Source organism: Brucella sp. NBRC 113783, assembly GCF_040372265.1.
Classification (GTDB): Bacteria; Pseudomonadota; Alphaproteobacteria; order Rhizobiales; family Rhizobiaceae; genus Brucella; species Brucella teleogrylli.
The window spans coordinates 1-25650 of sequence record NZ_BAABRX010000006.1 but is presented as its reverse complement, the minus strand read 5'-3'; the positions used below and the strand labels follow the sequence as shown (position 1 = coordinate 25650).

Below are 25650 nucleotides of genomic sequence, written 5' to 3'. Positions count from 1 at the left end.
CCGTTCAGGCGGGGCATTCATCCGTGAGTCGGGTCTCAGCGAAATCGCCGAACAAGTCCAGCTTGCGACGGTTTAGCCGCCGCAAATCTCCGCGCCGGATTGTGACGCTGTTGCGATCAAAGAACTCAAGGATCTGGATCGCCACCTTGCGGCCACTGTCCACACGATCGCGAAAACGCGCGGCGATAAACCAGCCGCTGTCGAATTCTTCATCCATCACCGAGAGTATGCCGATCATCTCGGCAATCGTATCACGCTTGAAAAAATGATCGTGCGCCACTTCATGCACACGACCCATCCGACCGCCAAGCTTGAGAATGCGGCGGATGTCTTCCTCCTTTTCGCCCACCAAACCGGCAATGTCGCGCACGCGCGGCGGGCGAAAGCGCGCTTCGCCGCCAAGCATCGGCGCGATCCGCTCCCACAGTACCGCGTCGGCGTCACTCATCGTCACCTCATGCTCGCTGAGCCGAAGCCAAGCGCCGTCGAGCTTCACCAGTTGCAAATCCGTCAACGCGGCTATCGCAGCCCGGAAGGCGCTTGCAGGCAGGCGCGGTTTTAAAAGCAGACGCAGTCTTTCCACGCCCATGCCGATCAGGTCCGGGTTCTCGTCATGGAAAATGCCGAGCCGCTCAAGAATGGCATTCCGCAATGCATCCCAGCGCTCCGGCAACAGCAGCAACCGCGCCTGTCCTTGCGGCAGAACCGTCGCATCGAGCGCTTGCGCCAGATATTGCGGTCCATGGCTCAAAGCACGGTCGCGCAGAAAAGCGGTTGCATCCAGATAAAACGGATCGACGGACAGCAGCGCCCGGGCCGCTTGTACTGGGTCATCAATGGCATGGGCGTCGAGTTGCGCCATGCGTTCAGGGCTACGGCGCTTGCGCTGCGGCGGGCGCAGATCAAGAAAGCGACCACCGCCGATTGTCCGCTGCGCGGAGACATCGCGAACGACAAAACGATCACCCGATGCGGCTGCAATCGGGCGATCCAGCACCAGTTGCACACGTCCATGCGCGCCCGGCGCGAGCGCCTCGTCCTGCAAAAGCACGATGCGCGCACCCACTTCCGCCGACGCATGGTGCAGCCGTACTGGAAACCACTGGTCTATCGGCTTGCGTTCCGATGGCAGGATTGAAAGCGAGGCGTCGATACGATCTGTCGGCAGGTGCAAGTCGGGCGACAACACCATGTCGCCACGACTGACAGCGTCCTTGGAGATGCCCTCGCCTGCCAGATTGAGCGCGCAACGGTCGCCCGCCTGTGCAGTTTCGCGTGGCCGGTTTTGCGCATGGATTGTGCGCACGCGCACCGGTTTTCGCGAAGGGCTGATAGTCAGTTGATCGCCGATCCTGGCCGTGCCGGAAAGGACGGTGCCTGTCACGACAGTCCCCGCGCCCTGGATGGTGAAGGACCGATCCACAGCAAGGCGAAAGCGTCCATCGGCAGGGCGATGCGGAAAGCTTCGCGCCTCGGTTTCGAGCGTCGCTTTAAGCTGGTCCAGTCCTTCGCCAGTCACCGTGGACACCGGCAATATGACAGCATCGGCAAGCGGTGTTGCGGCCAGAATGTTGCGGATGTCGGCTTCCAGCTCACTCACGCGCGCGGCTTTGACAAGATCGCACTTGGTGATCACAACGATGCCGCGTTTGATCCCAAGCAGATTGACGATGGCCAGATGTTCGCGTGTTTGCGGCATGATGCCGTCATCGGCCGCCACCACCAGCAGAACGAAGTCGATGCTGGCCGCGCCCGCCAGCATGGTATGCACGAATTTTTCATGCCCCGGCACATCGACGAAACCGAGGATTTCCTGTTCGTCGCCTGTCAGGGGCAGATAGGCAAAGCCAAGATCGATGGAAATGCCGCGTGCCTTTTCTTCCTTGAGCCGGTCAGTGTCGATTTGCGTGAGCGCACGGACGAGGGACGTCTTGCCGTGGTCGATATGTCCAGCCGTGCCGATAATCATGGGCGGCGGCCTCCGGCAGCGCGCGTTTCGGCTGTTCTGCGCTCATCGTCATCCAGCTGTTCGCGAGCCGCTTGCAGAAAGGGCTCGGCAAGGGCGCTGCCTTGGGAACGAGCGCGTAACAGGTGTTCATAAGCCGACAAAGCATTTCGCTCCACACCCATGCCGAGATGAAGCGCGGCACCCAGCATGGCTTCGCCATCGGCATCGCCAGCGTCCGCCGCCTTGCGCCACCAGAACACGGCTTGCGCTGGATCGCGCGGCACACCGAGTGCGTTATGATAGATCATACCAAGCCGCGTCATGGCGGCGGCAACACCGCTTTCGGCGGCTTTCAGCGCCCATTCGCGTGCTTCCACCGGGTCGGCGACAATGGCGTCGCCTTCCAGCAGCATCCAGCTCAGCATGTCCTGCGCTTGCGCGTCGCCCTGTTCGGCAGCCAGCCGATAGAGTCTTGCCGCTTCGGGATAGTTGGGGTCGATGTCCTCGCCCTTGAACAGAAGCGAGGCGAGATTGCGCTGGCCGGAGGCGTCACCCGCCTTTGCAGACAAGGCCAGCCATTGATGCGCGAGATCGATATTTCTTTCGACCCCCATGCCGCCCGCAAAACAGGCACCGATATTGTTCTGGGCGCGGGCATTGCCCTTGCGCGCCAGCGGTTCCCATATCGACAGGGCGGTGGCGTAGTCCCCTGATTTCGCCGCGACAAGCGCCTGTTCCAGCGACTGCGCGTCACTGTCTGGCTTTGGCTTGCGGGAGAAAAGATCAGCGAGCCGCATAGGAAGCCAGGTTCCTGACGAAGCGGGTCTCATCATCAAGGCAGCGCAGATCGAGAATGAAAACGCCTTTTTCGATGCGCCCGATCACCGGCAGCGGCAATTGTCGGAGCGCGGTGGCCAAAGAGGTGAGCGCGGAGCCACTGCCGTTTTTCGGGGCGATGGACAATCCGGCGCTTGGGACGGTTGATAATGGCAGAGCGCCGGAGCCGATCTGGCTGGCGCAATTCGTCACTGTCACATCAAAAGCTGAACCGAGCACCTTTTGCAGTTCCGGCTGCAATCGGGTCGCTTGAATGGCAATGTCGCTTTTCGACCGCGCCAGATAGCGCAGCGTCGGCAGCTTTTCGGCCAGACGTTCGGGATTGCGATAGAGCTTCAGCGTTGCTTCCAGCGCGGCGAGCCTGATCTTGTCCACGCGAAGGGCGCGCTTCATCGGGTTTTTGTTGATGCGGGCGATCAGATCGCGCCGGCCGACGATGAACCCGGCCTGCGGTCCGCCGAGCAGCTTGTCGCCGGAGAAGGTAATGATATCGGCCCCTTCGGCCACCGCTTCGCGCACGGTCGGCTCATGCGCCAGACCGAAAACCGTCAGATCGGCGAGTGTGCCGGACCCAAGGTCGTTGACCAGCGGCACACCGCGCGCCTTGGCGATTGCGGCAAGCTCCGCCGCCGTTACTTCCCGCGTAAAGCCTTCAATGCGGTAATTGGAGGTGTGGACCTTCAAGATCAGCCCCGTATCCGGCCCAATGCCGCCTTCATAATCACGAGGATGGGTGCGGTTGGTGGTGCCAATCTCAACCAGTCTGGTGCCTGCGCGGGTCATGATATCCGGCATGCGGAACGCGCCGCCGATTTCGATCAGTTCGCCGCGTGAAACGACAGACTCCTTGCCCGCCGCAAGGCTGTTTAGCACGATCAGCACGGCGGCGGCATTGTTGTTGACGATGGTCGCATCTTCCGCGCCGGTTAGTTCGCAGACCAAAGCGCGCAAATGGTCGTCGCGTTCGCCGCGTGCACCGGTGGAAAGATCAAACTCCAGCGAAACGGCTTCGCGCATGGCTGCCGTCGCAGCCTCGACGGCCGCTTCGGCCAATATGGCGCGTCCGAGATTGGTATGCAGAACCGTTCCCGTCAAATTGAACAGCGGGCGCAGGCTCGATTGCTCCGAGGCTTCAAGCAAATCAATAACGCGTTGGGTAATCTCTGCGCTGTAGGACGGTGCAGCACCGGATTTCACGGCTTCGCGCACTTCGGTCAGAACAGTGCGGATGGCTTCGGTCAGCGCCGGGCGACCAAAGCGTTCGAGCCCGGGACCAAGTTCCGGCATTTGCAGGAGTGCATCGACGGAGGGCAACTGCCGCAGGTGAGACCGGGTCTGATCCATCGTGCCTCACAATCCTGCAAGCAAGGCCGCAAAACCGCCGCGTCGATAGGGCGTTTCGCGCATCAGCATATCAAGGCCGAGGCTTGCCACATCGTCGGTCATCGGGTCTGCATCGGTGGATTGCTGCTGGTAGATGATCTTGGTCCAGCTTTGGCATTCGTCGCAGGTTTCCGCCTTGATGACGCCGCCGCCGTCTTCAACTTCCTTATAGCCGACGCCCTTGGTGGAGCCGCAGCAGACGCACTTGATGCGGACATAGTGCCAGAGCGTGTTGCAAACCGAGCAGGAACAAAAGCGCGCACCATGTGCGCCTTTCCAGCCCACCACGATTGACCCGGATGGCATGCTGCCGCAAGTGGGGCAGACGCCATCGGCAACGGGCAGCACGGCTTTCGGATCAAGCGCGGATGCAAGCCGCGTGAAATGCAACTGAAGCCCTGCCCAGATATAGATATGTTCGGCAATCGCATCCGGCGGCAGCATACCGGTAAAAACCGCATCAATCATGCTGCGGCGCTCTGCCGGGCTGGCTGCGGCCACACGTGCCAAGGCATCGGCGGCATCTTGCGGTTTGACGATATGGTGCACGCGATCAAACAAGTTGTCGAAGGTTGAATTCAGGGTGCCATCCGATGCTGCCACATCGCGGTCAATGCAGGGCATTTCAGGTTTCCGGCTGGTGTCGCTTGGCGAAACCGGGCCGAGCTCTTTTTGAACCGCAGCCTGCGCACCGCTCAGATCGGCCAAAAATTCGAGATAGGGTTTGAGTGGGCTGACCGAACCCAGCAGCCGCAGGCGCGCGGCTCTTCGGGAAAACAGGTCGTCGGGATCAGGCAATCGTACAAAGGGTGGAGACGATATTTCGCCAATCGCCGTCGGGTCCGGCGCTAGATCTGTCTTACCTGCCATTCTACTCCCTCACGAACCCGCCGGGCCACGTGGACCAGTGCAACCATATTCATTCTCGGTCGATCGCCAGATTTTTCAACCCGGCGATGCGTAAAATCATGCTGCCGGTTTGCCGCTTGCCTGCTTCGCCTTGCGTTTGGCGTTCAACTCGCGCAGCCATTTGCGATGGTGCCGCCATGCCCAGCCGCCGGTCACCGTGCCGCGCGTCATGGCGCTGAACGTGCCTCTGATCCAGATTGCGGCATAGACATGCACGATCCAGACGCAGATGGCGATGACGGCGGCCATGGAGTGGATAAGCAATGCCCAGCGTTGCTGGTCGATGCTGACGATAAAGCCGAAATATTCGTTCCAGATGGCGAGGCCTGAGACGATCAGGATGATGATCAGCAATGACATTGACCAGAAAACGAGCTTCTGCCCGGCATTATATTTGCCGATTTCGGGCAGTTTCTCCTCATTGCCAGCGATCACATCATCGACCTGACCGAGCCAGCGCGTGTCCTCGCGCTTCCAGAGATTGGCGCTCCAGAAACGCACGAAAAGACCAAAGAAGCTGAAGAACAGCACGACGCCGATCCATGGATGAATCGTGCGCGTCCACTGACCGCCGCCGAAAAGACCGGACAGGAAAAACAGCCAAGGGTGGAACATGGCAAGCCCGGAAAGCGCCAGCAGCACGAGGCTGATGGCGGTGATCCAGTGATTGATGCGCGCGCCGCCGGAATAGCGATGCACGCGGACCGGCTTGCCCGGTTCTATGTCATCGCTGGCGGAAACATCGTCAAAGTCGGTCTTGCTCATGAGCTTTTTTCTCCCGTGAGCTTTTCGGCCTCTTCCTCATCATGTTCGGTCACGACATTCGGACCCTTGAAAATATAATGCAGGAAGCCGGTGGCGACGGCCAGCCCCATTACCGCCATGCCTGCATATTTGGAGACGCCTTTCCAGACTTCGACAACCGGGCTGATGCGCGGATTGTTCGGCAGGTTGGCGTAAATTTCCGGTTTGTCGGCGTGGTGCAGCACATACATGACGTGTGTGCCGCCGACTCCCGGCGGATCGTAAAGCCCGGCATTTTCAAAGCCACGGGATTTCAGATCCTTGATGCGTCTATCGGCCCATTCCTTCATTTCGTCCTTGGTTCCATAGACGATGGCCTGAGTAGGGCATGCTTTTGCACAGGCCGGGCCTTGTCCAACCGCAATGCGGTCGGAGCACAGCGTGCATTTATAGGCCTTGTGGGTCACTTCCGAGATGCGCGGGATGTTGAACGGACAGCCCTTGATGCAATAGCCGCAGCCAATGCAATTATCGTGGATGAAATCGACGATACCGTTGGAATATTGCACGATGGCGCCAGGCGCCGGACAGGCCTTGAGGCAGCCGGGGTCCTCACAATGCATGCAACCATCCTTGCGAATGAGCCATTCCAGATTGCCGGTGTCGGGATTATCCCATTCCGTATAGCGCATCAGCGTGAAGGTGTTGGGCGTCAGATCATGCGGGTTGTCATAGACCCCCACATTGATGCCCACCTCCTCATGCGTATCGTTCCATTCGGCACAGGCCGACTGGCACGCCTTGCAGCCGATGCATTTCGACACGTCGATCAGCTTGGCCACTTCTGTCTGGCGTTCAGCAGGTGGCGTCACGGATGACGCCGACCGCCGCATCAGGTCACTGTCACCGAAGCGCGGAGCTTGCGGCTGGACACTGGGATTGGGAACGGGTGGAAACATTCTTCAATCCCTTCTAAGCAACAGGCGCGCTGCTGCGCTCGATATTGACCAAAAACGCCTTGAATTCTGGCGTCTCGATGTTTGCGTCACCGACGAACGGGGTCAGTGAATTGGGGCCGAAGCCCTTGCGGGCAGCGCCCATGAAGCCCCAGTGCAGCGGAATGCCGACCACATGCACCGTCTTGCCGTCGCAGATGAGCGGCTTGATGCGTTTGGTCACCACCGCCTTGGCCTTGACCGAGCCGCGCTTAGACCAGACGCGCACCCAGTCGCCCTTGGCGATGCCCTTTTCCTTGGCCAGTTCTTCCGAAATTTCCACGAAGAATTCCGGCTGCAACACGGCATTCACATGCACATGCTTGGTCCAGTAGTGGAAGTGTTCGGTCAGGCGATAGGAGGTCGCCGCATAGGGGAACTCCTCGGATGCGGTATCGGCGAACTGCTTGAAGTCGTTGTTGAAGACGCGGGCCACCGGATTGCCCCGGACATTTGGCGCAACCACATTGGCGATCGGCGATTCAAACGGCTCGTAATGGGCCGGGAACGGACCATCCCGCATCATGCCACGGCAGAACAGGCGCGACGAGCCTTCCGCATTCATGATGAAAGGACCGACTTCTTGTGGCTTGGCGGTCGGCGCGATGTCCGGCACGTCATAGCCTGTCCATTTGGTTCCGTCCCACTCGATGAGCTTACGGCTCGGGTCCCATGCCTTGCCGTTGAGATCGGCGGAGGCACGGTTGTAGAGGATGCGCCGGTTGGCAGGCCACGCCCACGACCAGTTGAGATAGGCACCGGTCTCGTCAGGATCGTGATTGTCGCGGCGCGCCATGTTGTTGCCAGCCTCGGTGAAGCAACCCGAATAGATCCAGCAGCCCGACGCGGTGGAACCGTCATCGCGCAGCACGGCAAAACCGGGTAGCAGTTTTCCTGCCTCCAGCACCACCTTGCTCGGGTCCGTCGGGTCCATCAGCGTGGTCAGGGCGCTGCCGTTGAGCTCCTTTGCCAGTTCTTCGGCGGTCGGTTCTTCCGGGTCCTTGTACTCCCAGACCAGATTGAGAATTGGATCGGGGAGTGCGCCGCCTTCCTTGCTATAAAGCGCTTTCAGCCGCATGAAGATCTGCGCCATGATCCAGTTGTCGGTCTTCGCCTCACCGGGCGGTGTCGCCCCCGGCCAGTGCCATTGCAGCCAGCGTCCGGAATTGGTCAGCGAACCTTCGTCCTCTGCAAAGCAGGTGGATGGCAGCTGGAACACTTCCGTCTGGATTGATGCGGTATCGACGTCGTTATACTCGCCGTGATTTTCCCAGAAGCGCGATGTTTCCGTTTCAAGCGGGTCCATCGTGACGAGGAATTTCAGCTTCGATAGGGCCGCGGTCAGCTTGTTGCGGTTTGGCACAGCCATCAGCGGATTGAAGCCCTGACAGACATAACCGTTGACCTTGCCATTGTTCATCATGTCGAAGATGCGCAACACGTCATAATTCGGCACGTCCAGCTTCGGCAGCCAGTCATAGGCAAAGTCGTTTTCTGCTACAGCGGCGCTCCCCCACATGGACTTCTGGAAGCTCACGAAGAACTTCTTGTAGTTTTGCCAGTAGCTTGTCTGGTTCGGGCGCAGCGGCTTGAAGCTGCGCGTCGACATATAGGTGTCGAGGTCGATCTCCTTCTCGACCGGGATATTCATATAGCCCGGCAGAAGATTGGACATCAGGCCGATATCGGTCAGACCCTGAATATTGGAGTGACCGCGCAGCGCATTCATGCCGCCGCCCCGCACGCCGATATTGCCAAGGATCAGTTGCAGCATCGCCATGCCGCGAATGTTCTGCGCGCCCTTGGAATGTTGCGTCCAGCCCAGCGCATACATGGATGTCATAGTCTTGGTCGGCGAGGAGCATTCGCCGATCATCTCGGCCACTTTCAGGAATTTCTCCTTCGGCGTGCCGCAAATGCGCTCGACCATTTCCGGCGTGTAGATGGACACATGCTGCTTCAGCAGGTTCCACACGCAACGCGGATGCTGCAACGTATCGTCCACAACGGCATAGCCGTCATCGCCGATCACATAATCCCAACTTGAGCGATCATAGTCGCGTTTTTCCTCGTCATAGCCGCTGAAAAGTCCGTCCTTATATTCGAAGCCATCCTTGACGATGTAGCTGGCATTGGTGAAATGCTTCACATATTCCCACTGCACCTTGTCATTCTGGATGCAGTAGTTGATGACGCCGAGCAGGAAGGCGATATCCGACCCCTGACGGATCGGCGAATAATAATCCGCCACCGATGCCGTGCGCGTGAAACGCGGATCGACGACGATCAGCCGGGCGCCACGGTTGGCCTTGGCCTCCGTCACCCATTTGAAGCCGCACGGATGCGCTTCCGCCGCATTGCCGCCCATGACGACGATGAGATCAGTGTTCTTGATGTCTGTCCAGGCGTTGGTCATTGCGCCACGGCCAAATGATGGGGCGAGACTCGCCACCGTCGGGCCGTGTCAGACGCGTGCCTGATTATCGAATGCGACTATGCCTGTGCTGCGCACCACCTTGTAGGTGAGAAACGCTGTTTCGTTGGTGGTTGCGGATGCGGCGAGAAAGCCCGTCGACGTCCAGCGGTTGACGGTGACGCCCGCCTCGTTCTTCGCGATGAAATTCGCGTCACGGTCATCTTTGAGGTGGCGCGCGATCCGGTCCAGCGCGTCCTCCCATGATATCCGCTTGAATGCACTGGTGCCCGGTTCGCGCACCATCGGATATTTCAGGCGTGTCTCCGCCTTGACAAAATCCTTGAGCGCCGCGCCCTTGGGGCACAGCGTGCCGCGATTGGTCGGGTGGTCCGTATCGCCCTCGATATGGATCAGGTCGGATTTCTCGCCCTTGCGCAGATCACCCTTGGAATAAAGGATGATGCCGCAGGCTACGGAGCAGTAAGGGCAGGTATTCCGGGTTTCGGTCGTATTGGCCAGCTTGAAGGGGCGGATGGATTCGGCATAGGCGGTTTCCACCGCACCGAAGCCGAAAGAACCGAGCGCCGAAGCCGCTACCACCGCTCCCGTTCCGCCCAGAAACTGGCGGCGTGAGAGCTCCACATTCATCGTGCGATACCTCCCTGATGATTAGAACCGACGTGCAGGGGAAATTTTCCCGGTCACGTTGTCGGGCAGGCTTGACTTTCACTTTGGCAGTTCACCGCAATAAGACGAAGTTGTCAACCGAACCGAAGGGCGAAAAATATAATAACAAAGCCCATTTATATATAACATGACAGGCGTACTCAAGTATTAATACATGAATGTAATCTTCACGATGACTTTCTCTTGTTCGATGGTTGATTGACGGAGTTAAACAAACACGGCAGACTGCGCGTGTGACTTCTTCCGCTGCTCCCGAGTTTCGGGGCCTTGATCACAGATCATTCCTGGCATGCGCTGGTCTTTCGAGGTCGGGCGCAACAGCAGCGCTTTCTCCGCATATTCGTAAGAAACAGAGCTCATGGCTCCTAAAGAGGGGCCACGAAAGGGGATCGTCATGAATCGTCGGGAACTCCTCAAATCCGGCGCGGCCTGCGCCGCCCTCAGCCTTCTGCCGAGCTTCGCCACGGCCCCTGCCTTTGCCGATGACGGCACGTTTACGCCCAAGCCATCGAACTGGCGCAGTTTCGAGATCAGGACAACTGTGAGCCCGACCGCATCCAAGGATGTCATTCGGGCATGGGTGCCTTTGGCCGGTTTTCAGGCGGATGACTGGAACCGCCCGGAAGGCAATCGGTGGACGACAAATGCCAGGGTTGCGCAGATCAATCGCGATCCACGCAGCGGGGTAGGCCTCCTCTATCTCGAATGGGCGCCGGGTGAAGAAACGCCGACTGCGGAAATCATTAGTCTCATCTCGACCCGTGACCGCGCCAGCAGCCTTGAGGCATCGGCGACCGCCGTGCCGCTGACACAGGCCGAGCGCGCAAAATATCTGGCTGGAACACGGCTGGCACCAGTGGATGGCATTGTTCGGGAGACCGCAAACAAGATTGTCGGCGACGCCGCAAGTGATCAGGATAAGGCCCGCCGCATCTATGACTGGGTTGTCGCCAACACCTATCGGCGCGCGTCCACGCGCGGCTGCGGCGACGGCGATATCGTCGCCATGTTGAGGAGCGGTGATCTTGGCGGCAAATGCGCCGATCTCAACCCGCTGTTCGTGGCGCTGGTGCGCTCTGTTGGCATTCCCGCGCGTGACCTTTACGGGGTGCGGGTGGCGCCGTCCGCTTTCGGTTACAAGAGCCTTGGCGCAAAGAACGAGGTCATCACCAAGTCGCAACATTGTCGTGCTGAAATCTATCTCGATGGCGTCGGCTGGGTGGCGACCGATCCGGCCGATGTGCGAAAGGTCATGCTTGAAGAAGAGAAGGACGGTTTGACAGCGGACGATCCGCGTGTGGTTGCCGTTCGTCAAAAGCTCTTCGGCGCATGGGAAGGCAACTGGATTGCCTTCAATGATGGCAGCGATATCGATTTGCCATCTGCGCAGAGCGGGGAGCTTGGCTTCCTGATGTATCCGCAAGCCGAGGTCGCCAGCATGCGGCTCGATTGTCTCGACGCGGACGCTTTCCGTTATAGCATGACGGCGCGCGAGATCACGATCTGATACGAAATAGCATCACGGGAACCGCTTTCGGTTCAGGAGGACCTATGGATATCGCATCGCCCATCCGTCTCAGCACTCTGGCGCATGGCGGCGGCTGTGGCTGCAAGCTGGCGCCTGCCGTGTTGCAAAATCTGCTTGCTGATCAGCCCGCCATCCAACCTTTCAAGCAGCTGCTGGTCGGCACCGAGACCGGCGACGACGCAGCGGTCTGGCAGCTTGACGATGAGAACTGTGTGATCGCCACCACCGACTTCTTCATGCCGATGGTGGACGATCCGGTCGATTTCGGGCGTATTGCGGCAACCAATGCCATATCCGACGTCTACGCGATGGGCGGAACGCCCATCATGGCGCTGGCGATCCTCGGCATGCCGGTGAATCAAATGCCTGCCGAAATGATCCGCCATATTCTGAAAGGCGGTTCCAGCATCTGCGCAGAAGCCGGAATTCCGGTGGCGGGCGGCCATTCGATCGATGCGCCGGAGCCGATCTACGGGCTGGCGGTGGTTGGCACTTGCAAGCTTGCCAATCTGCGCAAGAATAGCGGCGCGAGGCCGGGCGATGCGCTCATTTTGACCAAGGGGCTCGGTGTCGGCATCTATTCCGCAGCGTTCAAGAAACAGGTTCTTGATGGTGCCGGTTACGATGAGATGATGGCCTCCGTCACTTTGTTGAACCGGGTCGGCGCGGAACTTGGCAAGGATGAAGCTGTGCACGCGGTCACCGATGTGACGGGCTTCGGCATTCTCGGTCATGCGCTTGAAATGGCGCGGGGGTCCAATGTCGGCATCACGCTTCGATACAGTGATCTTCCGTTTTTGGCTCAAGCCGCACGTCTTGCGGAACAAGGTTTCATCACCGGCGCTTCGACCCGCAACTGGGCGAGTTATGGTGATGACGTGCGACTGGCGGACGATACTCCGCTCTGGAAGCAGCAATTGTTGACCGATCCGCAAACGTCGGGCGGGCTGCTTGTTTCCTGTGCACCGGATGCGGCTGAGCGCATTCTCGCAATGATCCACTCTGCGGGTTATCCGGCGGCAACTATCATCGGCACGATTGGCGGAGCGCCAAAAGTCGTGACGGTGGTTGACTGACGCCTGATTGAATTGCCAGTAAAATTCGAGCGTTCCTTGAGCGGCGACCCAGCCTCATGCATAGTGTTCCTGTAAAAATAAGAGTCGCAACCCGCGATAGGGACAAGCATGTATTGGGCTGATGTTATCGGTATCGTAGCGGTTCTTCTTCTGGTGGCTGCTAACGGTTTCTTCGTTGCCGCTGAATTTTCATTGGTCGCGGTCCGTAAAAGCAGGGTGGCTGAACTGGTCGCGGCAAAGCGCACCAACGCTTCTGCCCTTATGCGCGCGGTTGATCATCTCGACGCCAATCTGGCGGCCACCCAGCTTGGTATCACCATTTCATCGCTCGCGCTTGGCTGGATCGGCGAACCGGCGCTTGCGCATCTCATAGAACCCGCTTTGGGCGCATTGCCAACCAACTGGGTAAGCTTCGGTTCCCATGCCATCGCGGTTGCGATTTCCTTCATCATCATTACGGCGCTGCATATCGTGCTAGGCGAACTTGCGCCCAAAAGCCTCGCCTTGCAGCGCAGCGAGGGCACGGCGCTTTTTGTCGTCCGCCCGCTCGGCGCGTTCACCTTCATCTTCTGGCCCGCCATTTCGACGCTTAACGCTCTGGGCAATCTGGTGCTGCGCCTGTGTGGCTTGCAGCCCGGCAACGGAGAGGGTTCGACTCATTCTCCCGAAGAAATCAAGCTGCTCGTTGCAGCCAGCCAGCAGGCCGGGCTGATCGAAATGACACAGCGCGAGGTGGTGGCGCGCGCGCTGACCATCGGTGATCGTCGCGTTGGCGATATCATGACGCCACGGCGCGAAATCGACTGGATCGATGCCGATGACAGTCAGGAACAAATGCTCAAGACCATCCGCGACTGTCGCCACGAACAATTGCTGATCGCCCATCAGAGCATTGATGAACCCATCGGCATGGTTCTCAAGAAAGACCTGCTGGATCAGGTACTCGACGGTCATGCGGTCGATCCACTGAAGGCGATCCGCGAACTCGTCGTGGTGCACGAAGCAACGCCGATTTTCCGCGTGCTGGAAATCTTCAAGAAAAGTCCGGTACGGCTGGTCGTGGTGGTTGACGAATATGGTATCCTCGAAGGCATTGTCACGCAGTCTGACCTGCTTGAAGTCATCGCGGGCGATATACCCGATATTGATGATGAAGAGCCGGATATCGTGACCCGCACGGACGGTTCGCTTCTGATCGACGGTTTGATGTCAGCCCATGAAGCCTTTCATCGGCTGGGCTTTACGGAAATCCCGGAAGATCGCGGCTATCACACGATTGCCGGTTTTGCGCTGTTGCAGCTGGGCGATTTGCCGTCCGTCGGCGACAGCTTCGAATATGACGACTGGCGCTTCGAAATTGTCGACATGGATGGTCGGCGCATTGATAAGATTCTGGCGCAGAAGATATAGATCAGGCCACGGTCAGCGGTGCGTAACACTTTCGCTTATGGCTGATAATAGCTTATTGCCCGCAACAAATGATCGGGCTAGCATGGTTCCCATTACAACTACGGCAGGATGAACCTGTCGAAACAAATGGGGAAATAAAATTATGAAAATGGCACGCCTTGCCTATGCCGGTGCACTTCTTGCAACTGTGGCCGGTTTTCATGCCGCGCCTGCTGCCGCGCGCGATCTGACCGTCGTCTCCTGGGGCGGCAACTATCAGGATGCGCAGCGCGAAATCTATTTCAAGCCGTTTTCGGAAAAGACCGGAAAGCCGCTGCTCGATGAATCATGGGACGGCGGTTACGGTGTCGTTCAGGCCAAGGTGAAGGCTGGCAAGCCCAATTGGGATGTGGTGCAGGTGGAAGCCGAGGAACTGGCGCTCGGCTGCGCCGATGGTCTTTATGAAAAGATCGACTGGGACAAGCTTGGCGGCAAGGACAAGTTCCTCGACAGCGCGGTCAATGATTGCGGTGTTGGCGCCATCGTCTGGTCCACGGCCATTGCCTATAATGGCGACAAGCTGAAGGACGGCCCCAAGTCCTGGGCGGATTTCTGGGATGTAAAGAAGTTCCCCGGCAAGCGCTCGTTGCGCAAGGGCGCAAAGTACACGCTGGAATTCGCTCTACTCGCCGATGGCGTCAAGAAGGATGAAGTCTATGATGTGCTGGGCACGCCAGAAGGCGTTGACCGCGCCTTCAAGAAGCTCGAAGAGCTGAAGCCGAATATCGTGTGGTGGGAAGCAGGGGCGCAGCCGCTGCAATTGCTGGCTTCCGACGAAGTTGTAATGGCTTCGGCCTATAACGGTCGCATCACCGGCATCAACCGCGCCGAAGGCAAGAATTTCAAGGTTGTATGGCCGGGCAGCATCTATGCCGTCGATAGCTGGGTCGTCCTGAAGGACGCCGAAAACAAGGACGCAGGCATGGATTTCATCGCGTTTACCAGCGAACCGGAAAATCAGGTCAAGCTGCCGAAATATGTAGCCTATGGTCTGCCGAACAAGGACGCCGCGAGCAAGGTTCCGGCGGAATTCGCAGCCGATCTGCCAACGGCGGAAGCCAATATGACGGATGCGATTCCGCTCAATGTCGATTTCTGGATCGACAATTCGGAAGAGCTGACGAAGCGCTTCAACGCCTGGCTGGCGCAGTAAACGGGTTAGCCTGAGAACACCCATCGCCATCCCGTCTGCCGAGATAACAAAGAGATAGAGCGGTTCCGTTAAAACTGGACCCGCTCCATCGGTGGACGGGATATTCCGATGCCGGCAACTGGAGTGATTCATTGACGGACTATCGAATTCGATTTGAGAATATCAGTAAATCCTACGCCGATTTCAAAGTCATAGACGGGCTCAACCTCGATATAGCACGCGGCGAGTTCGTCAGTTTGCTTGGGCCATCCGGTTCGGGCAAGACCACGCTTTTGATGATGCTCGCTGGCTTTGAAAGCCCGAGCGGCGGCAAGCTTGTCGTCGATGGCAAGTCGATCAACGATGTTCCGTCCTACAAGCGCAATATGGGCGTCGTGTTCCAGAACTATGCGCTGTTTCCCCATATGAGCGTCGGCGAGAACATCGCATTCCCATTGCAGATGCGCGGGCTTGGCAAGGCGGAGATATCCGACAAGGTCGCAAAAGTGCTGGATATGGTGCAGCTTTCAACCATGCGCGAGCGCAAGCCGTCGCAGCTTTCCGGCGGGCAGCAGCAGCGTGTGGCTTTGGCCCGTGCGCTGGTTTTCGAACCGGGCGTGGTGCTGATGGACGAGCCGCTTGGCGCGCTCGACAAGCAATTGCGCGAACAGATGCAGCTCGATATCCGCGCGCTCCACAACCGCCTCGGTTTGACCATCGTTTTCGTGACACATGACCAGAGCGAGGCGCTGACCATGTCGGACCGTATCGCCGTGTTCAACAAGGGACAGATCGAACAGATCGGCTCGCCGCGCGAAATCTACGACGAGCCGAAGACCCGTTTCGTGGCAGAATTCATTGGTGAAACCAATCTGGCCGAAGGCAAGGTGGAGCGTGTCGATGGAACGAAAACGTTGATCCGCCTCAAGAACGGCGCCGAGTTGAACGCCTCATCATCCGGCGCGCTGACGCCGGGGCAAGATGTGCTGCTTTCCATCCGCCCGGAGCGGATCGAACTGGGCGGCGAGGCCAAGGCCGACAATAATCTCAGCACACGCGTGACCGATAGTGTTTATCAGGGCGATCATCTGCGCATCCAGCTGGATGACAAGGCGCATCATTTCATTGTGCGCCTCGACCGTAAGGCGCGCGAATGGCAACCGGGCGTCGATGTGGTGGCGCATTTCAATGCAGCCGATTGCTGGACAATTGTCGCATGACGGTTCTCTCCGCCAAAAGCACACGCTCGGTTCTGCTCATCGCGCCGCTTTTGATCTTCATTGCGCTGTTTTTCCTGTGGCCGCTTGGCGTGATGATGAAACAGGCAATCTCCGACACGGCGGTGCTGCGGGTTCTCCCGCAAACGGCGGAGGCCGTCGCCGGTTGGGACGGTCAATCGGGTCCGACACCGGAGATGAAACAGGCGCTGGTTGCCGATCTCAGGGCATCCACCGATCAGCAGGCGGTCGGCGATATGGTGCGGCGCCTGAACAGCGCCCAGTCGGGCTTTCGCACATTGATGAGCAAGACGCTTACAGCCATCGAGAAAGACGATCCGGCGCTAGATCTGGAAGCAGTCGATAAACGCTGGAGCCAGCCACAATATTGGCGGGCCATTGCCAATGCGCTGTCCCCCACCACAGACCGCAATCTGCTGGCGGCGGTGGATATGGAACGCGACAGTTCAGGCGAGATTGTTTCCATGGCCGCGGGCACGTCGGCCAATCGCGCCATCATGCTGCGCACATTCTGGATCGCCGCACTGGTCACGCTGGCCTGCGCCGCCATCGGTTATCCCTATGCGGTGTTGCTGGCTTCCGCCACGGGCTGGGTGAAAAGCGCCCTTTTTGCAGCCGTGCTTCTGCCGCTCTGGACATCGCTTCTGGTGCGCACGGCAGCATGGTTCATTCTGTTGCAGGACAAGGGGTTGATCAACGACACGCTGATCTGGCTCGGTCTCACCAACGGGCCACTGCCGCTGATCTTCAACCGGATGGGCGTGATCATCGCCATGACGCATGTGCTTTTGCCGTTCATGGTTCTGCCGATCTACAGCGTGCTGGTGTCCATCCCGAACAATCTGATGCCTGCCGCCGCTTCGCTGGGTGCGCCGCCATGGCGGGCGTTCCTGCGTGTTCTGCTGCCGCTCAGCATGCGGGGCATCCTGTCCGGTATGTTGCTCGTCTTCATGAGCGCCATTGGTTATTACATCACACCGGCACTGATCGGCGGTCCGAGCGACCAGATGATCAGCTCGATCATCGCCTATTATGCCACCGGCTCGGCCAATTGGGGCATGGCTGGCGCGCTGGGTATGGTGCTGCTGGTTGTCTGCCTGCTGCTCTATGCGGTCTATGGTCGCCTGACCAACGAAAAGCGGGGGAGGGCATAACCATGGGACGCTCCGTCAAGATCGTGTTCGGCGTGGCCGCTGTCCTTTTTCTGGTCGCGCCCTTATTCGCCATCCTGCCGCTGGCCTTCACGTCGAGCGTGTTCCTCACCTATCCGGTGCCAAGCTGGTCGATGCGCTGGTTCGAGGAACTGGCAACAGCCGATGCCTGGCGACGCGCCATCGTCAACAGCCTGATCATCGGCTTTGGCACCATGACGCTGGCGACGGTTCTTGGTACTATGGCAGCCCTTGGCCTGCGCAATCGGGCGCTGTTCCTGTCCGGTCCAATCCGCACGCTGTTTCTGCTCCCGATGGTGGTGCCTGCGGTGGTGATGGGCGTCGGCATGCAATTGCTGTTCGTGCGGCTCGGCATCGCCAATTCCTATTTCGGGGTCATCGTCGCGCATACGGTGGTGTCGATCCCCTTTGTGATGGTGAGCGTCACCGGCGCACTTGCGGGCATTGACCGGCGAGTGGAGCTTGCGGCGGAAAGTCTCGGAGCATCGCCGCTGACTGTGTTTCGCCGGGTGACGTTGCCGCTCGCCATGCCGGGCGTGGTTTCGGGCGCGGTGCTGGCCTTTGCCACGTCGCTGGATGAGGTTGTGCTGACGCTGTTCGTCGCCGGTCCCAACCAGCGCACGCTGGCGCGACAGATGTTTTCCACCATCCGCGAAAACATCAGCCCGGCGATTGCCGCCGCAGCCTTCCTGTTCATCGCGGGCACGCTGATCCTCGGTCTGGCTGCCGTGCTGTTCAAACGGAAAACGCCGCGCATGGCGTGATCGGAAAACCGCATAAGCTAGCGGATAAGATTGTGGAATTGTGGAACTTTTGACGGGGTATTCGGTTTGGAACCTATGCACCTCTCCACGATCCATTCAGAGAGAATTTCGCTTGCGGCATTATCGCCGGAGCATTCCGGTTATGCGCTTTTCTTCGATATCGACGGAACTCTGCTGGATATCGCACCAACGCCGGACGGCGTCGTTGTCGATCCCGCGTTGGTGACCGCCTTGGAAAAATTGCGCGAGCGTTTGTCCGGCGCAGTGGCGCTGATGACGGGCCGTCCGCTGGATTTCGTGGCAAAGCGTTTCCCTTCCTATTCAGGCGCTATCGCGGCATTGCACGGCACCGAGTTCCGGCTGCCGTCGGGGCAGGTCGAAAAGCTGGAGCCGGGCGAAGAATTCGCGCGCGCCAAGGATTTTATTCGTGAGACGCAATCCGGTATTGCCGGGCTTCTGCTGGAAGATAAAGGCAATGCGATCGCAGTTCACTTCAGGCTTGCGCCCGAGAAGGAAGACATTGCGCGTGAATTGATCGATGCGGCGGAAAAACTGGCCGGTCCCGACTGGCGGGTTCAGGCTGGGAAATTCGTTTTCGAACTGCGTTCGCGTCATGGCGACAAGGGCGTCGCTCTGCGCCGCCTGATGCAGAGCAAGGCCTTTGCCGGGCGTCTTCCGGTCGCGTTCGGGGACGATCTGACGGATATACCGATGCTGCAAGCGGCGATGGATTTGGGCGGAATGGGCATTGCCGTGGGCGAAGCGATCAGCGACCTGTCCACGGACGCGGTTGCCTCGCCGAAAGCCTTGCGGGCTTGGGTGATCAAAATGGCGGGCACGCAATAGAGCACATCCCGAAAAGTGTGAAACGGTTTTCGGATAAGATGTGCGTAAAAACAAAAATGTTAGAGCGCCGATCTGCTTCAATCAGATCGAAACGCGCTCTAACACGATGAAAGGAGAATGGAGTGGGACGCCTTGTCGTGGTTTCCAACCGCGTTCCCCTGCCGGATAAGCAGGGAAAAGCCCCGGCAGGAGGATTGGCCGTCGCCTTGCAGGCGGCCTTGAATGTCAGAGGGGGTGTCTGGTTCGGCTGGTCCGGTGAAACACTGTCCGGCAGAGAGACACATCAACTGGAAACGAAACAGGTCGGGCCGATCAGCTATGCGCTGCTAAGCCTGCAAAAGAAAGATATCGACGAATACTACGCCGGCTTCGCTAATCGCATGCTATGGCCGCTCTGCCATTACCGGCTGGACCTCATAGACTATACCCGCAAGGATATGGCGGGCTATTTTCGGGTCAACCGGCTGTTCGCGCAGCAATTGCTGCCGCTAATCGAGCCCGACGACACAATCTGGGTGCATGATTATCACCTGATCCCGCTGGCCGAAGAATTGCGGCGCTGCGGGGTGGAAAATCGCATCGGCTTTTTCATGCATATTCCATGGCCTCCAGCCGATCTGCTTTTGACGCTTCCGGTGCATGAGGCGATCATTCGCGGTTTGACCTATTACGATCTCGTCGGTTTCCAGACGGAAAACGATGTGGAGAATTTCATCGGGGGTCTGCGGCGGGAAAAGATCGGCAAACAGATTGAACCCCGGCGGTTCGAGGCTTTCGGGCGAAGCTTCAGCGTGGACAGTTTTGGTATCGGCATCGAAACCGAAGCCTTTGCCGAGATTGCGATGAAGACGCAAAACAGCAGTTCCGTAAAGCGCATGCGCGACAGCATGAGCGGGCGCGATCTGATCATCGGCGTCGACCGGCTGGATTATTCCAAGGGGATCACCAACCGGCTTGAAGCTTTCGAGAATTTTCTGAAAATCGATCCGGTCAATCGCGGCCATGTCACCTTTTTGCAGGTGACGCCGAAGTCTCGCACCGAAGTGCCGGAATATAAGGATATGCAGCGGGAAGTGGCGGAAATGGCCGGGCGCATCAACGGGGCGAACGCCACCTTCGACTGGACGCCGATCCGCTATATCAACCGGTCTCTCAATCGCGATGTGCTGGCCGGGCTTTATCGTCTGGCGAAAGTGGGGCTGGTCACGCCGCTGCGCGATGGCATGAACCTCGTGGCAAAGGAATATGTCGCGGCGCAGGACCCGGATGATCCCGGCGTGCTTGTGCTTTCACGCTTTGCCGGTGCCGCGCAGGAACTGGATGGTGCGGTTCTGGTCAATCCCTATGATACGGAAGCCGTTGCCTATGCGATTGCGCGGGCGCTGTCCATGCCGCTGGAAGAACGGCAGGAACGCTATAACGACATGATGGATTTTCTCAAAACCCATGACGTCACACGCTGGTGCGACGATTTTCTGGCGCGGCTTGCGCCGGGAAAATAGACCAACAGCTTGCGCCGCAAGGCGCAAGCTGTTCCGAGAATTAGGCGACAGCCTTGCCGTAAGTGCGTACGACATTGCGGACGGCTTCGACCATCAGCGCATGCGGCGTGGCTTCGACCGCACCCGAGGCGACAGCCGGATAAAGCGTGCCGAGATATTGGCTGATCAGCGTTTCGGGTATCTTGCGACCTTCCAGGCGCTTCAAAAGCGAATCGACGGCGGCGGTTGCCACCGGGTGCGGCCAGTAATAGCGAATGCGGTCGCTATAGGAGAAATGGCGTTGCAGCCGCAGCTCTTCCGCGTCGCCGTGGTAATATTTTTCCCAGTTCTTCGGCTCGGCCAGAAGTAGCGCTTCCATCTTGCCGCGCAGGGTTTCTTCATACGGCAGCTTGTCGAGGAATGCCGCAATCTGGTCGAGACCATAAAGAGCCTCGCGCAGTGCAAAAGTCAGGCCGGGGCCGACTTTCAGAATAGCGAAACCGTCGTGCACGAGATCGGAAAGCGCTTCCACCGGCTGGTAATCGGTCGAATGGGCTTCGAACACGAATTGCGGCATTTCGCTCAGAACAGCGCTTAAAGCCGTCGCTTTTTCGCTGTTGTAGAAGACGACATTCTCATTGCCGAATTCGACACCCGGCTGCACCACAACGCCGATGGCGCGGGCAAAGGCGTCTTCCAGTCCGAGTGCTGCAAAAGCTTTGCGGTGAATGGCGACGGTTTCGACGGCAGCGCCCGGCTTGGTCAGCTCCAGCTCTTCGATTTCTTCCATCGCACCACCGGGAATCGGGACTTCCGTGCCGATGATATAGACCGGCAGGTCGTATCCGGCTTCGCGGGCCGCCGTTTCGGAAACCTTGGCGAGACGCGCAGCGCGCTCGGCGGTGACGGTATCAGGCAGCGCGACTGGCTCGCCAGCGCAGCCCATCGACGTATCGAGATGGATTTTGGTGAAGCCTGCGCGCACGAAGGCGTCGATCATGACATCCGACTTCGCAAGGGCTTCTTCGGCTGGCAGATGTTTCCACGGGTTGGGGCCGAGATGGTCGCCGCCCAGAATAAGCCGCTTGGTGTCGAAGCCGACGCGCGCGGCGATGTCTTCCACGAAGCGGCGGAAGTCGGCAGGCGTCATGCCCGTATAGCCGCCATCCTGATTGACCTGATTGCAGGTGGCCTCGATCAGCACGTCGGTCTCGGTCGCGATGCCTTCGAGGAGGGCTGCTTCGATCACCAGCGGATGCGCAGAACAGATCGACGTGATGCCACCGCGAACGCCGCTTGCATAACGGGCGGGAAGTGCGCTCAGAACGTTCGTGCCGCTCATGCTGGAACTCCGTTTTTCTGCAGAAAGGCAACAATTTCAGCCATGGTCGAGGTGCCTTCCATCGGTCCCTTGACGCCGACGGCGCGTGCGCCGGTGGCGTTGGCGATGACAAGAGCTTCCTTCGGGGCCATGTCGCGCAGCCAGCAGGTTACGAATGCCGCGCCAAAACTGTCGCCCGCGCCGGTTGGGTCGATTTCATCGACCTTGAAAGCAGGCGCGAAAACTTCGCCGGACTGGTCGAAATAGCTGGCGCCTTCCGCGCCGCGCTTGACCACAACGGCCTTGACACCCCGCGCCAGCAACTCTTCCACAGCTGCCTTTTCCTCGGTCGCCTTGGTGAAGAGGAAAATTTCCGGGCCGCTCGGCATGAACAGGTCGGTGTTTTCCAGAGCATGGGCCAGCGCCTGACGCATGCCCGGCAATTCCAGCATTTCCTTGCGGATATTCGGGTCGAAGGACACTGTGCCGCCCTTCGCCTTGATGCGGATTGTCGCCTCGTGGATCGCCGAGACGATGCCATCGGAGAACAGGGCCGAACCCATGATATGCAGATGATCGGCGGTCTCGATCAGCGTTTCAGCTTCTGGTGTCAGGCCAATCGCGCTGCATGCGCTGTGCTTGATGTTGAAGATGAAGTCGCGATTGCCATCAGGGCGATAGCGCACGAAGGCGCTGCCGGTAGCGGCTGTCGGATGCACGCCGATGGCCGATACATCCACGCCGTCGTTTTGCAGGCGCTCGACATTGAGCGCGCCGAAATCGTCATTGCCGACCGCGCTGACCATGCCGCAAGGCTGGCCCATCTTGGCCGCCTGATCGATGAAGATCGCGGGCGCGCCGGAGGCGAACGGGCCGATCAACGGGATGGCGGATTTGAAACCGTTGCCGGTTTCCACGGCCATGATCTCGACGACGATTTCGCCGATAGTGATGATCTTTTTCATATGCTGCACCGATTACGTCCGTACGGATTTCGAGCGCACATCGAGCCAGACCGCGACCAGAATGACCACGCCCTTGACGATGAGCTGATAGAAATAAGGCACAGACAGCATGTTCATGCCGTTATTGATAACGCCGATGATGAGCGCGCCGAGAATGGTGCCGACCATGGTGCCGACGCCGCCCGCAAGCGAGGTGCCGCCCAGCACGACCGCCGCAATGGCGTCGAGTTCGTAGCCCATGCCCGCATTAGTCTGCGCCGAGGACAGGCGCGACGAGAGCAGAATGCCGCTGATCGCAGCCATGACGCCGGAGAGCATGAAGACGATGATCTTGATGCGGTCGACGCGGATGCCCGAATAAATCGCCGCTTCCTTGTTGCCGCCCGACAGATAGATGCGGCGACCGAACACAGTCTTCGACAGCAGGATATAGTTGAAAATGAACAGGACGCCGACAATCCAAATGATGATCGGCAGGCCGAGCCAGTTTTCCGACCCGATGGCGAGCCAGGTATCGTTTTCGATGATTTCCGGCGCGCCATTGGTCGGCAGGCTGACCATGCCGCGATAGATGCCCATTGTCGCGACCGTCACGATGAAGGAGGGCAGCATCAGCTTTGCCGAAAGCACTCCGTTCAGGCCGCCCATGATGGCGCCCGCCGCAAGGGTGAAAACCACGGTTGGCACAAAGCCGAACCCCATGGAGAAGGCTTGCGCCGCCACCATTCCGGAAACGGCGATGATGGAGCCAATCGAAAGGTCGATCTCACCGAGCAGGATCACATAGGTCATGCCATAGGCGGCAACGGCAATCACCGCCACCTGCTGCATGATGTTCATGAAGTTGTTGAAAGCCAGAAAGCGCGGGTTCAACACAGCGAAGACCACGCAAAGCACGGCCAGCGAAACAATGATGCCGCCATATTGGCGAACCAGCGGGGAGGAGAAAAGCGAACGGCGGACTTCTGCGTCCACGGCTTTCTTCTGGATATTTTGGGCGTTGCTCATAGGTGCATTCCTGCTGCGTAGCTCATGACGGTTTCGGGCGTAAGGCCATCGGCATCGACAATGGCGGCGACATGCTTGTTATGCATGATGACCACCCGGTCGCTGAGGCCCAGCACTTCCGGCAGTTCGGAGGAAACCATCAGAATCGCCGCGCCATTGGCGGCAAGTTCACGGATGATGCGATAGATTTCGAATTTCGCGCCGACATCGACACCGCGTGTCGGTTCGTCGAGAATGAGGATGCGCGGCTTTGTCTGCAGCCACTTCGCCAGCACGATCTTCTGCTGGTTGCCGCCGCTGAGCGATCCGGCAACCGTGTCGATGGAAGCGGTCTTGATGGCAAGGCGCAGCACTTCCGCCTTGGCGGCGGAGCGTTCCGCGCTGGAACGCATCAGGCCGAAAGGCCCCGCCAGCTGGCCGAGCCCCACCATATTGATGTTGCGCTCGACGCTATGCGGAAGAACAAGGCCTTCTTCCTTGCGGTTCTCGGTCACGAAGGCAATGCCGTGGCGAATGGCATCGGGCGGCGAGGCAAGCGTGATGGCTTCGCCTTCGAGCCTGATTTCGCCCGTTGGCCGCAGCATCCCGAACAGCGCCTTCATTACATCCGAACGGCCAGAACCGACCAGTCCGAAAAGCCCAAGGACTTCGCCGGGCTTCACATCGATGGAGACCTCGTGGAACTTGCCCGGTACGGACAGGTTCTTTGTCGCGAGAATCGGCGGAACGGCGTCCGAAGGGCGCGGCGCTTCACGCGGCGGGTAAATGTCGTTCATCTCGCGACCGACCATGAGCGCGATCAGGCGCTCGATGCTGGTCTCGCTCTTTTCGGTGGTCGTGACATATTCGCCATCGCGAACAACCGTAATGTCGTCGGAAAGCCGCATGATTTCTTCCATGCGGTGCGAGATATAGATAACGGCAGTGCCCTTGGCCTTCAGGCGCTCGATGATTGAAAACAGGATTTCCGCCTCGCTGTCGGACAGCGATGAAGTCGGCTCGTCCAGAATGACGACATCGGCAGGCTGGCTCAAGCCCTTGGCGATTTCGACGAGCTGACGCTGGGCAATCGAAAGATCGCCGACCTTGGCGCGCGGATCGACCGGAAGTCCGAGATCGGCAACGAGTCTGGTCGCTTCCGCGTTCAGCTCGCGCTCGCGGATGAAGCCGAAGCGGCTCGGCTCGTGGTTCGCGAAAATATTCTCGGCAACGGTCAGGTTGCGGGAGAGGCTCAATTCCTGAAAGACGATGGCGATCCCGCTGGCGCGTGCATCGCGCGGGTTCTTCGGCGCATAGGCCGCGTCTTTGAGCAAAATCGTGCCCGAGGTCGGCTTGAACACGCCAGCCAGAATCTTCATCAGCGTGGATTTGCCAGCACCGTTTTCACCGAGCAGCGTATGCACGCGCCCGCGCCGCACGGTCAGGTTCATGCGCTTCAGCGCGATGACCGGGCCGAAAGACTTCGCAACATCGCGAATTTCCAGAACCGTATCCGCTGCCGTCTTCTGTTCGGATTGGGTTGCTGTCACAGGATCTGTCACTTTTGAGGCCTCCACGCTCCGTTTGCTGCAGTCTGCCACGAACCGGATATGGCCGGGTCCGCACAGCCGTGCTGTCTAAAGGGATGCGGTGGGGGGGGGGGGGGGGGGGGGGGGGGGGGGGGGGGGGGGGCCCCCCCCCCCCCCCCCCCCCCCCCCCCCGGGCCGCGGGACCCCGGCGCGGCGTGTGATGTTGCGTGTTCTATGCTCGCG

20 protein-coding genes are annotated in these 25650 nt (G+C 59.1%); 9 read left to right on the top strand and 11 right to left on the bottom strand.

Annotation, left to right across the window (positions count from 1 at the left end):
* Positions 1 to 4: 4 nt before the first annotated feature.
* From selB to fdnG, 7 genes are all read right to left on the bottom strand, one after another.
* Positions 5 to 1969, bottom strand: coding sequence for a selenocysteine-specific translation elongation factor (gene selB / locus ABWW11_RS17895; protein WP_109366923.1), 1965 nt, complete (start codon positions 1967 to 1969; stop codon positions 5 to 7).
* Positions 1966 to 2745, bottom strand: coding sequence for a tetratricopeptide repeat protein (locus tag ABWW11_RS17890; protein WP_109366924.1), 780 nt, complete (start codon positions 2743 to 2745; stop codon positions 1966 to 1968). Before ABWW11_RS17890 ends, selB begins: the two co-directional genes overlap by 4 nt.
* Positions 2732 to 4129 (bottom strand): L-seryl-tRNA(Sec) selenium transferase, encoded by a 1398-nt coding sequence (selA, locus tag ABWW11_RS17885; protein ID WP_109366925.1) that lies wholly within the window; start codon positions 4127 to 4129, stop codon positions 2732 to 2734. Before selA ends, ABWW11_RS17890 begins: the two co-directional genes overlap by 14 nt.
* 6 nt (positions 4130 to 4135) lie before the next feature.
* A complete protein-coding gene (gene fdhE, locus ABWW11_RS17880; protein WP_121539511.1) occupies positions 4136 to 5038 on the bottom strand; it encodes a formate dehydrogenase accessory protein FdhE in 903 nt (300 codons plus the stop codon).
* A 96-nt stretch (positions 5039 to 5134) separates the two neighbouring features.
* Positions 5135 to 5842: a formate dehydrogenase subunit gamma gene (locus tag ABWW11_RS17875; RefSeq protein ID WP_109366927.1), complete on the bottom strand. Its 708-nt coding sequence runs from the start codon at positions 5840 to 5842 to the stop codon at positions 5135 to 5137.
* Positions 5839 to 6780: a formate dehydrogenase subunit beta gene (gene fdxH, locus ABWW11_RS17870; RefSeq protein ID WP_109366928.1), complete on the bottom strand. Its 942-nt coding sequence runs from the start codon at positions 6778 to 6780 to the stop codon at positions 5839 to 5841. Before fdxH ends, ABWW11_RS17875 begins: the two co-directional genes overlap by 4 nt.
* Positions 6781 to 6793: 13 nt before the next feature.
* A complete protein-coding gene (fdnG, locus tag ABWW11_RS17865) occupies positions 6794 to 9880 on the bottom strand; it encodes a formate dehydrogenase-N subunit alpha (RefSeq protein ID WP_109366929.1) in 3087 nt (1028 codons plus the stop codon).
* Between the two features lie 433 nt (positions 9881 to 10313).
* Here fdnG and ABWW11_RS17860 point away from each other — a divergent pair, with 433 nt between their 5' ends.
* From ABWW11_RS17860 to otsA, 9 genes are all read left to right on the top strand, one after another.
* A complete protein-coding gene (locus ABWW11_RS17860) occupies positions 10314 to 11426 on the top strand; it encodes a transglutaminase-like domain-containing protein (protein ID WP_109366931.1) in 1113 nt (370 codons plus the stop codon).
* Positions 11427 to 11470: 44 nt separating this feature from the next.
* The gene (gene selD / locus ABWW11_RS17855) at positions 11471 to 12523 is read left to right on the top strand and encodes a selenide, water dikinase SelD (RefSeq protein WP_109366932.1); all 1053 of its coding nucleotides are present in this window, start codon (positions 11471 to 11473) and stop codon (positions 12521 to 12523) included.
* A 108-nt stretch (positions 12524 to 12631) separates the two neighbouring features.
* Positions 12632 to 13933, top strand: coding sequence for a hemolysin family protein (locus tag ABWW11_RS17850; RefSeq protein WP_121539508.1), 1302 nt, complete (start codon positions 12632 to 12634; stop codon positions 13931 to 13933).
* A gap of 142 nt (positions 13934 to 14075) precedes the next feature.
* On the top strand, positions 14076 to 15125 hold the full coding sequence (locus ABWW11_RS17845) for an ABC transporter substrate-binding protein (protein ID WP_109366934.1): 1050 nt from the start codon (positions 14076 to 14078) through the stop codon (positions 15123 to 15125).
* A 131-nt stretch (positions 15126 to 15256) separates the two neighbouring features.
* A complete protein-coding gene (locus ABWW11_RS17840) occupies positions 15257 to 16324 on the top strand; it encodes an ABC transporter ATP-binding protein (protein WP_109366935.1) in 1068 nt (355 codons plus the stop codon).
* The gene (locus ABWW11_RS17835; RefSeq protein ID WP_121539507.1) at positions 16321 to 17496 is read left to right on the top strand and encodes an ABC transporter permease; all 1176 of its coding nucleotides are present in this window, start codon (positions 16321 to 16323) and stop codon (positions 17494 to 17496) included. Before ABWW11_RS17840 ends, ABWW11_RS17835 begins: the two co-directional genes overlap by 4 nt.
* Before the next feature lie 2 nt (positions 17497 to 17498).
* Positions 17499 to 18278, top strand: coding sequence for an ABC transporter permease (locus tag ABWW11_RS17830; protein ID WP_121539506.1), 780 nt, complete (start codon positions 17499 to 17501; stop codon positions 18276 to 18278).
* 75 nt (positions 18279 to 18353) lie between these two features.
* Entirely contained in the window at positions 18354 to 19124 is a 771-nt protein-coding gene (otsB, locus tag ABWW11_RS17825) for a trehalose-phosphatase (protein WP_109366938.1), read from the top strand.
* Between the two features lie 122 nt (positions 19125 to 19246).
* On the top strand, positions 19247 to 20626 hold the full coding sequence (gene otsA / locus ABWW11_RS17820; protein WP_109366939.1) for an alpha,alpha-trehalose-phosphate synthase (UDP-forming): 1380 nt from the start codon (positions 19247 to 19249) through the stop codon (positions 20624 to 20626).
* 40 nt (positions 20627 to 20666) lie between these two features.
* Here the strand turns inward: otsA and ABWW11_RS17815 are convergent, their stop codons facing one another.
* The 4 genes from ABWW11_RS17815 to ABWW11_RS17800 are packed head-to-tail and all read right to left on the bottom strand — an operon-like array spanning position 20667 to position 25440.
* Complete coding sequence (locus tag ABWW11_RS17815; RefSeq protein WP_109366940.1) at positions 20667 to 21947, bottom strand: D-tagatose-bisphosphate aldolase, class II, non-catalytic subunit; 1281 nt, start codon at positions 21945 to 21947, stop codon at positions 20667 to 20669.
* Entirely contained in the window at positions 21944 to 22891 is a 948-nt protein-coding gene (locus tag ABWW11_RS17810) for a tagatose kinase (RefSeq protein ID WP_109366941.1), read from the bottom strand. The genes ABWW11_RS17815 and ABWW11_RS17810 overlap by 4 nt, the downstream gene beginning before the upstream one ends.
* A 12-nt stretch (positions 22892 to 22903) precedes the next feature.
* On the bottom strand, positions 22904 to 23899 hold the full coding sequence (locus ABWW11_RS17805) for an ABC transporter permease (protein ID WP_167836168.1): 996 nt from the start codon (positions 23897 to 23899) through the stop codon (positions 22904 to 22906).
* On the bottom strand, positions 23896 to 25440 hold the full coding sequence (locus tag ABWW11_RS17800) for a sugar ABC transporter ATP-binding protein (RefSeq protein ID WP_319080786.1): 1545 nt from the start codon (positions 25438 to 25440) through the stop codon (positions 23896 to 23898). Before ABWW11_RS17800 ends, ABWW11_RS17805 begins: the two co-directional genes overlap by 4 nt.
* Positions 25441 to 25650 lie beyond the last annotated feature (210 nt).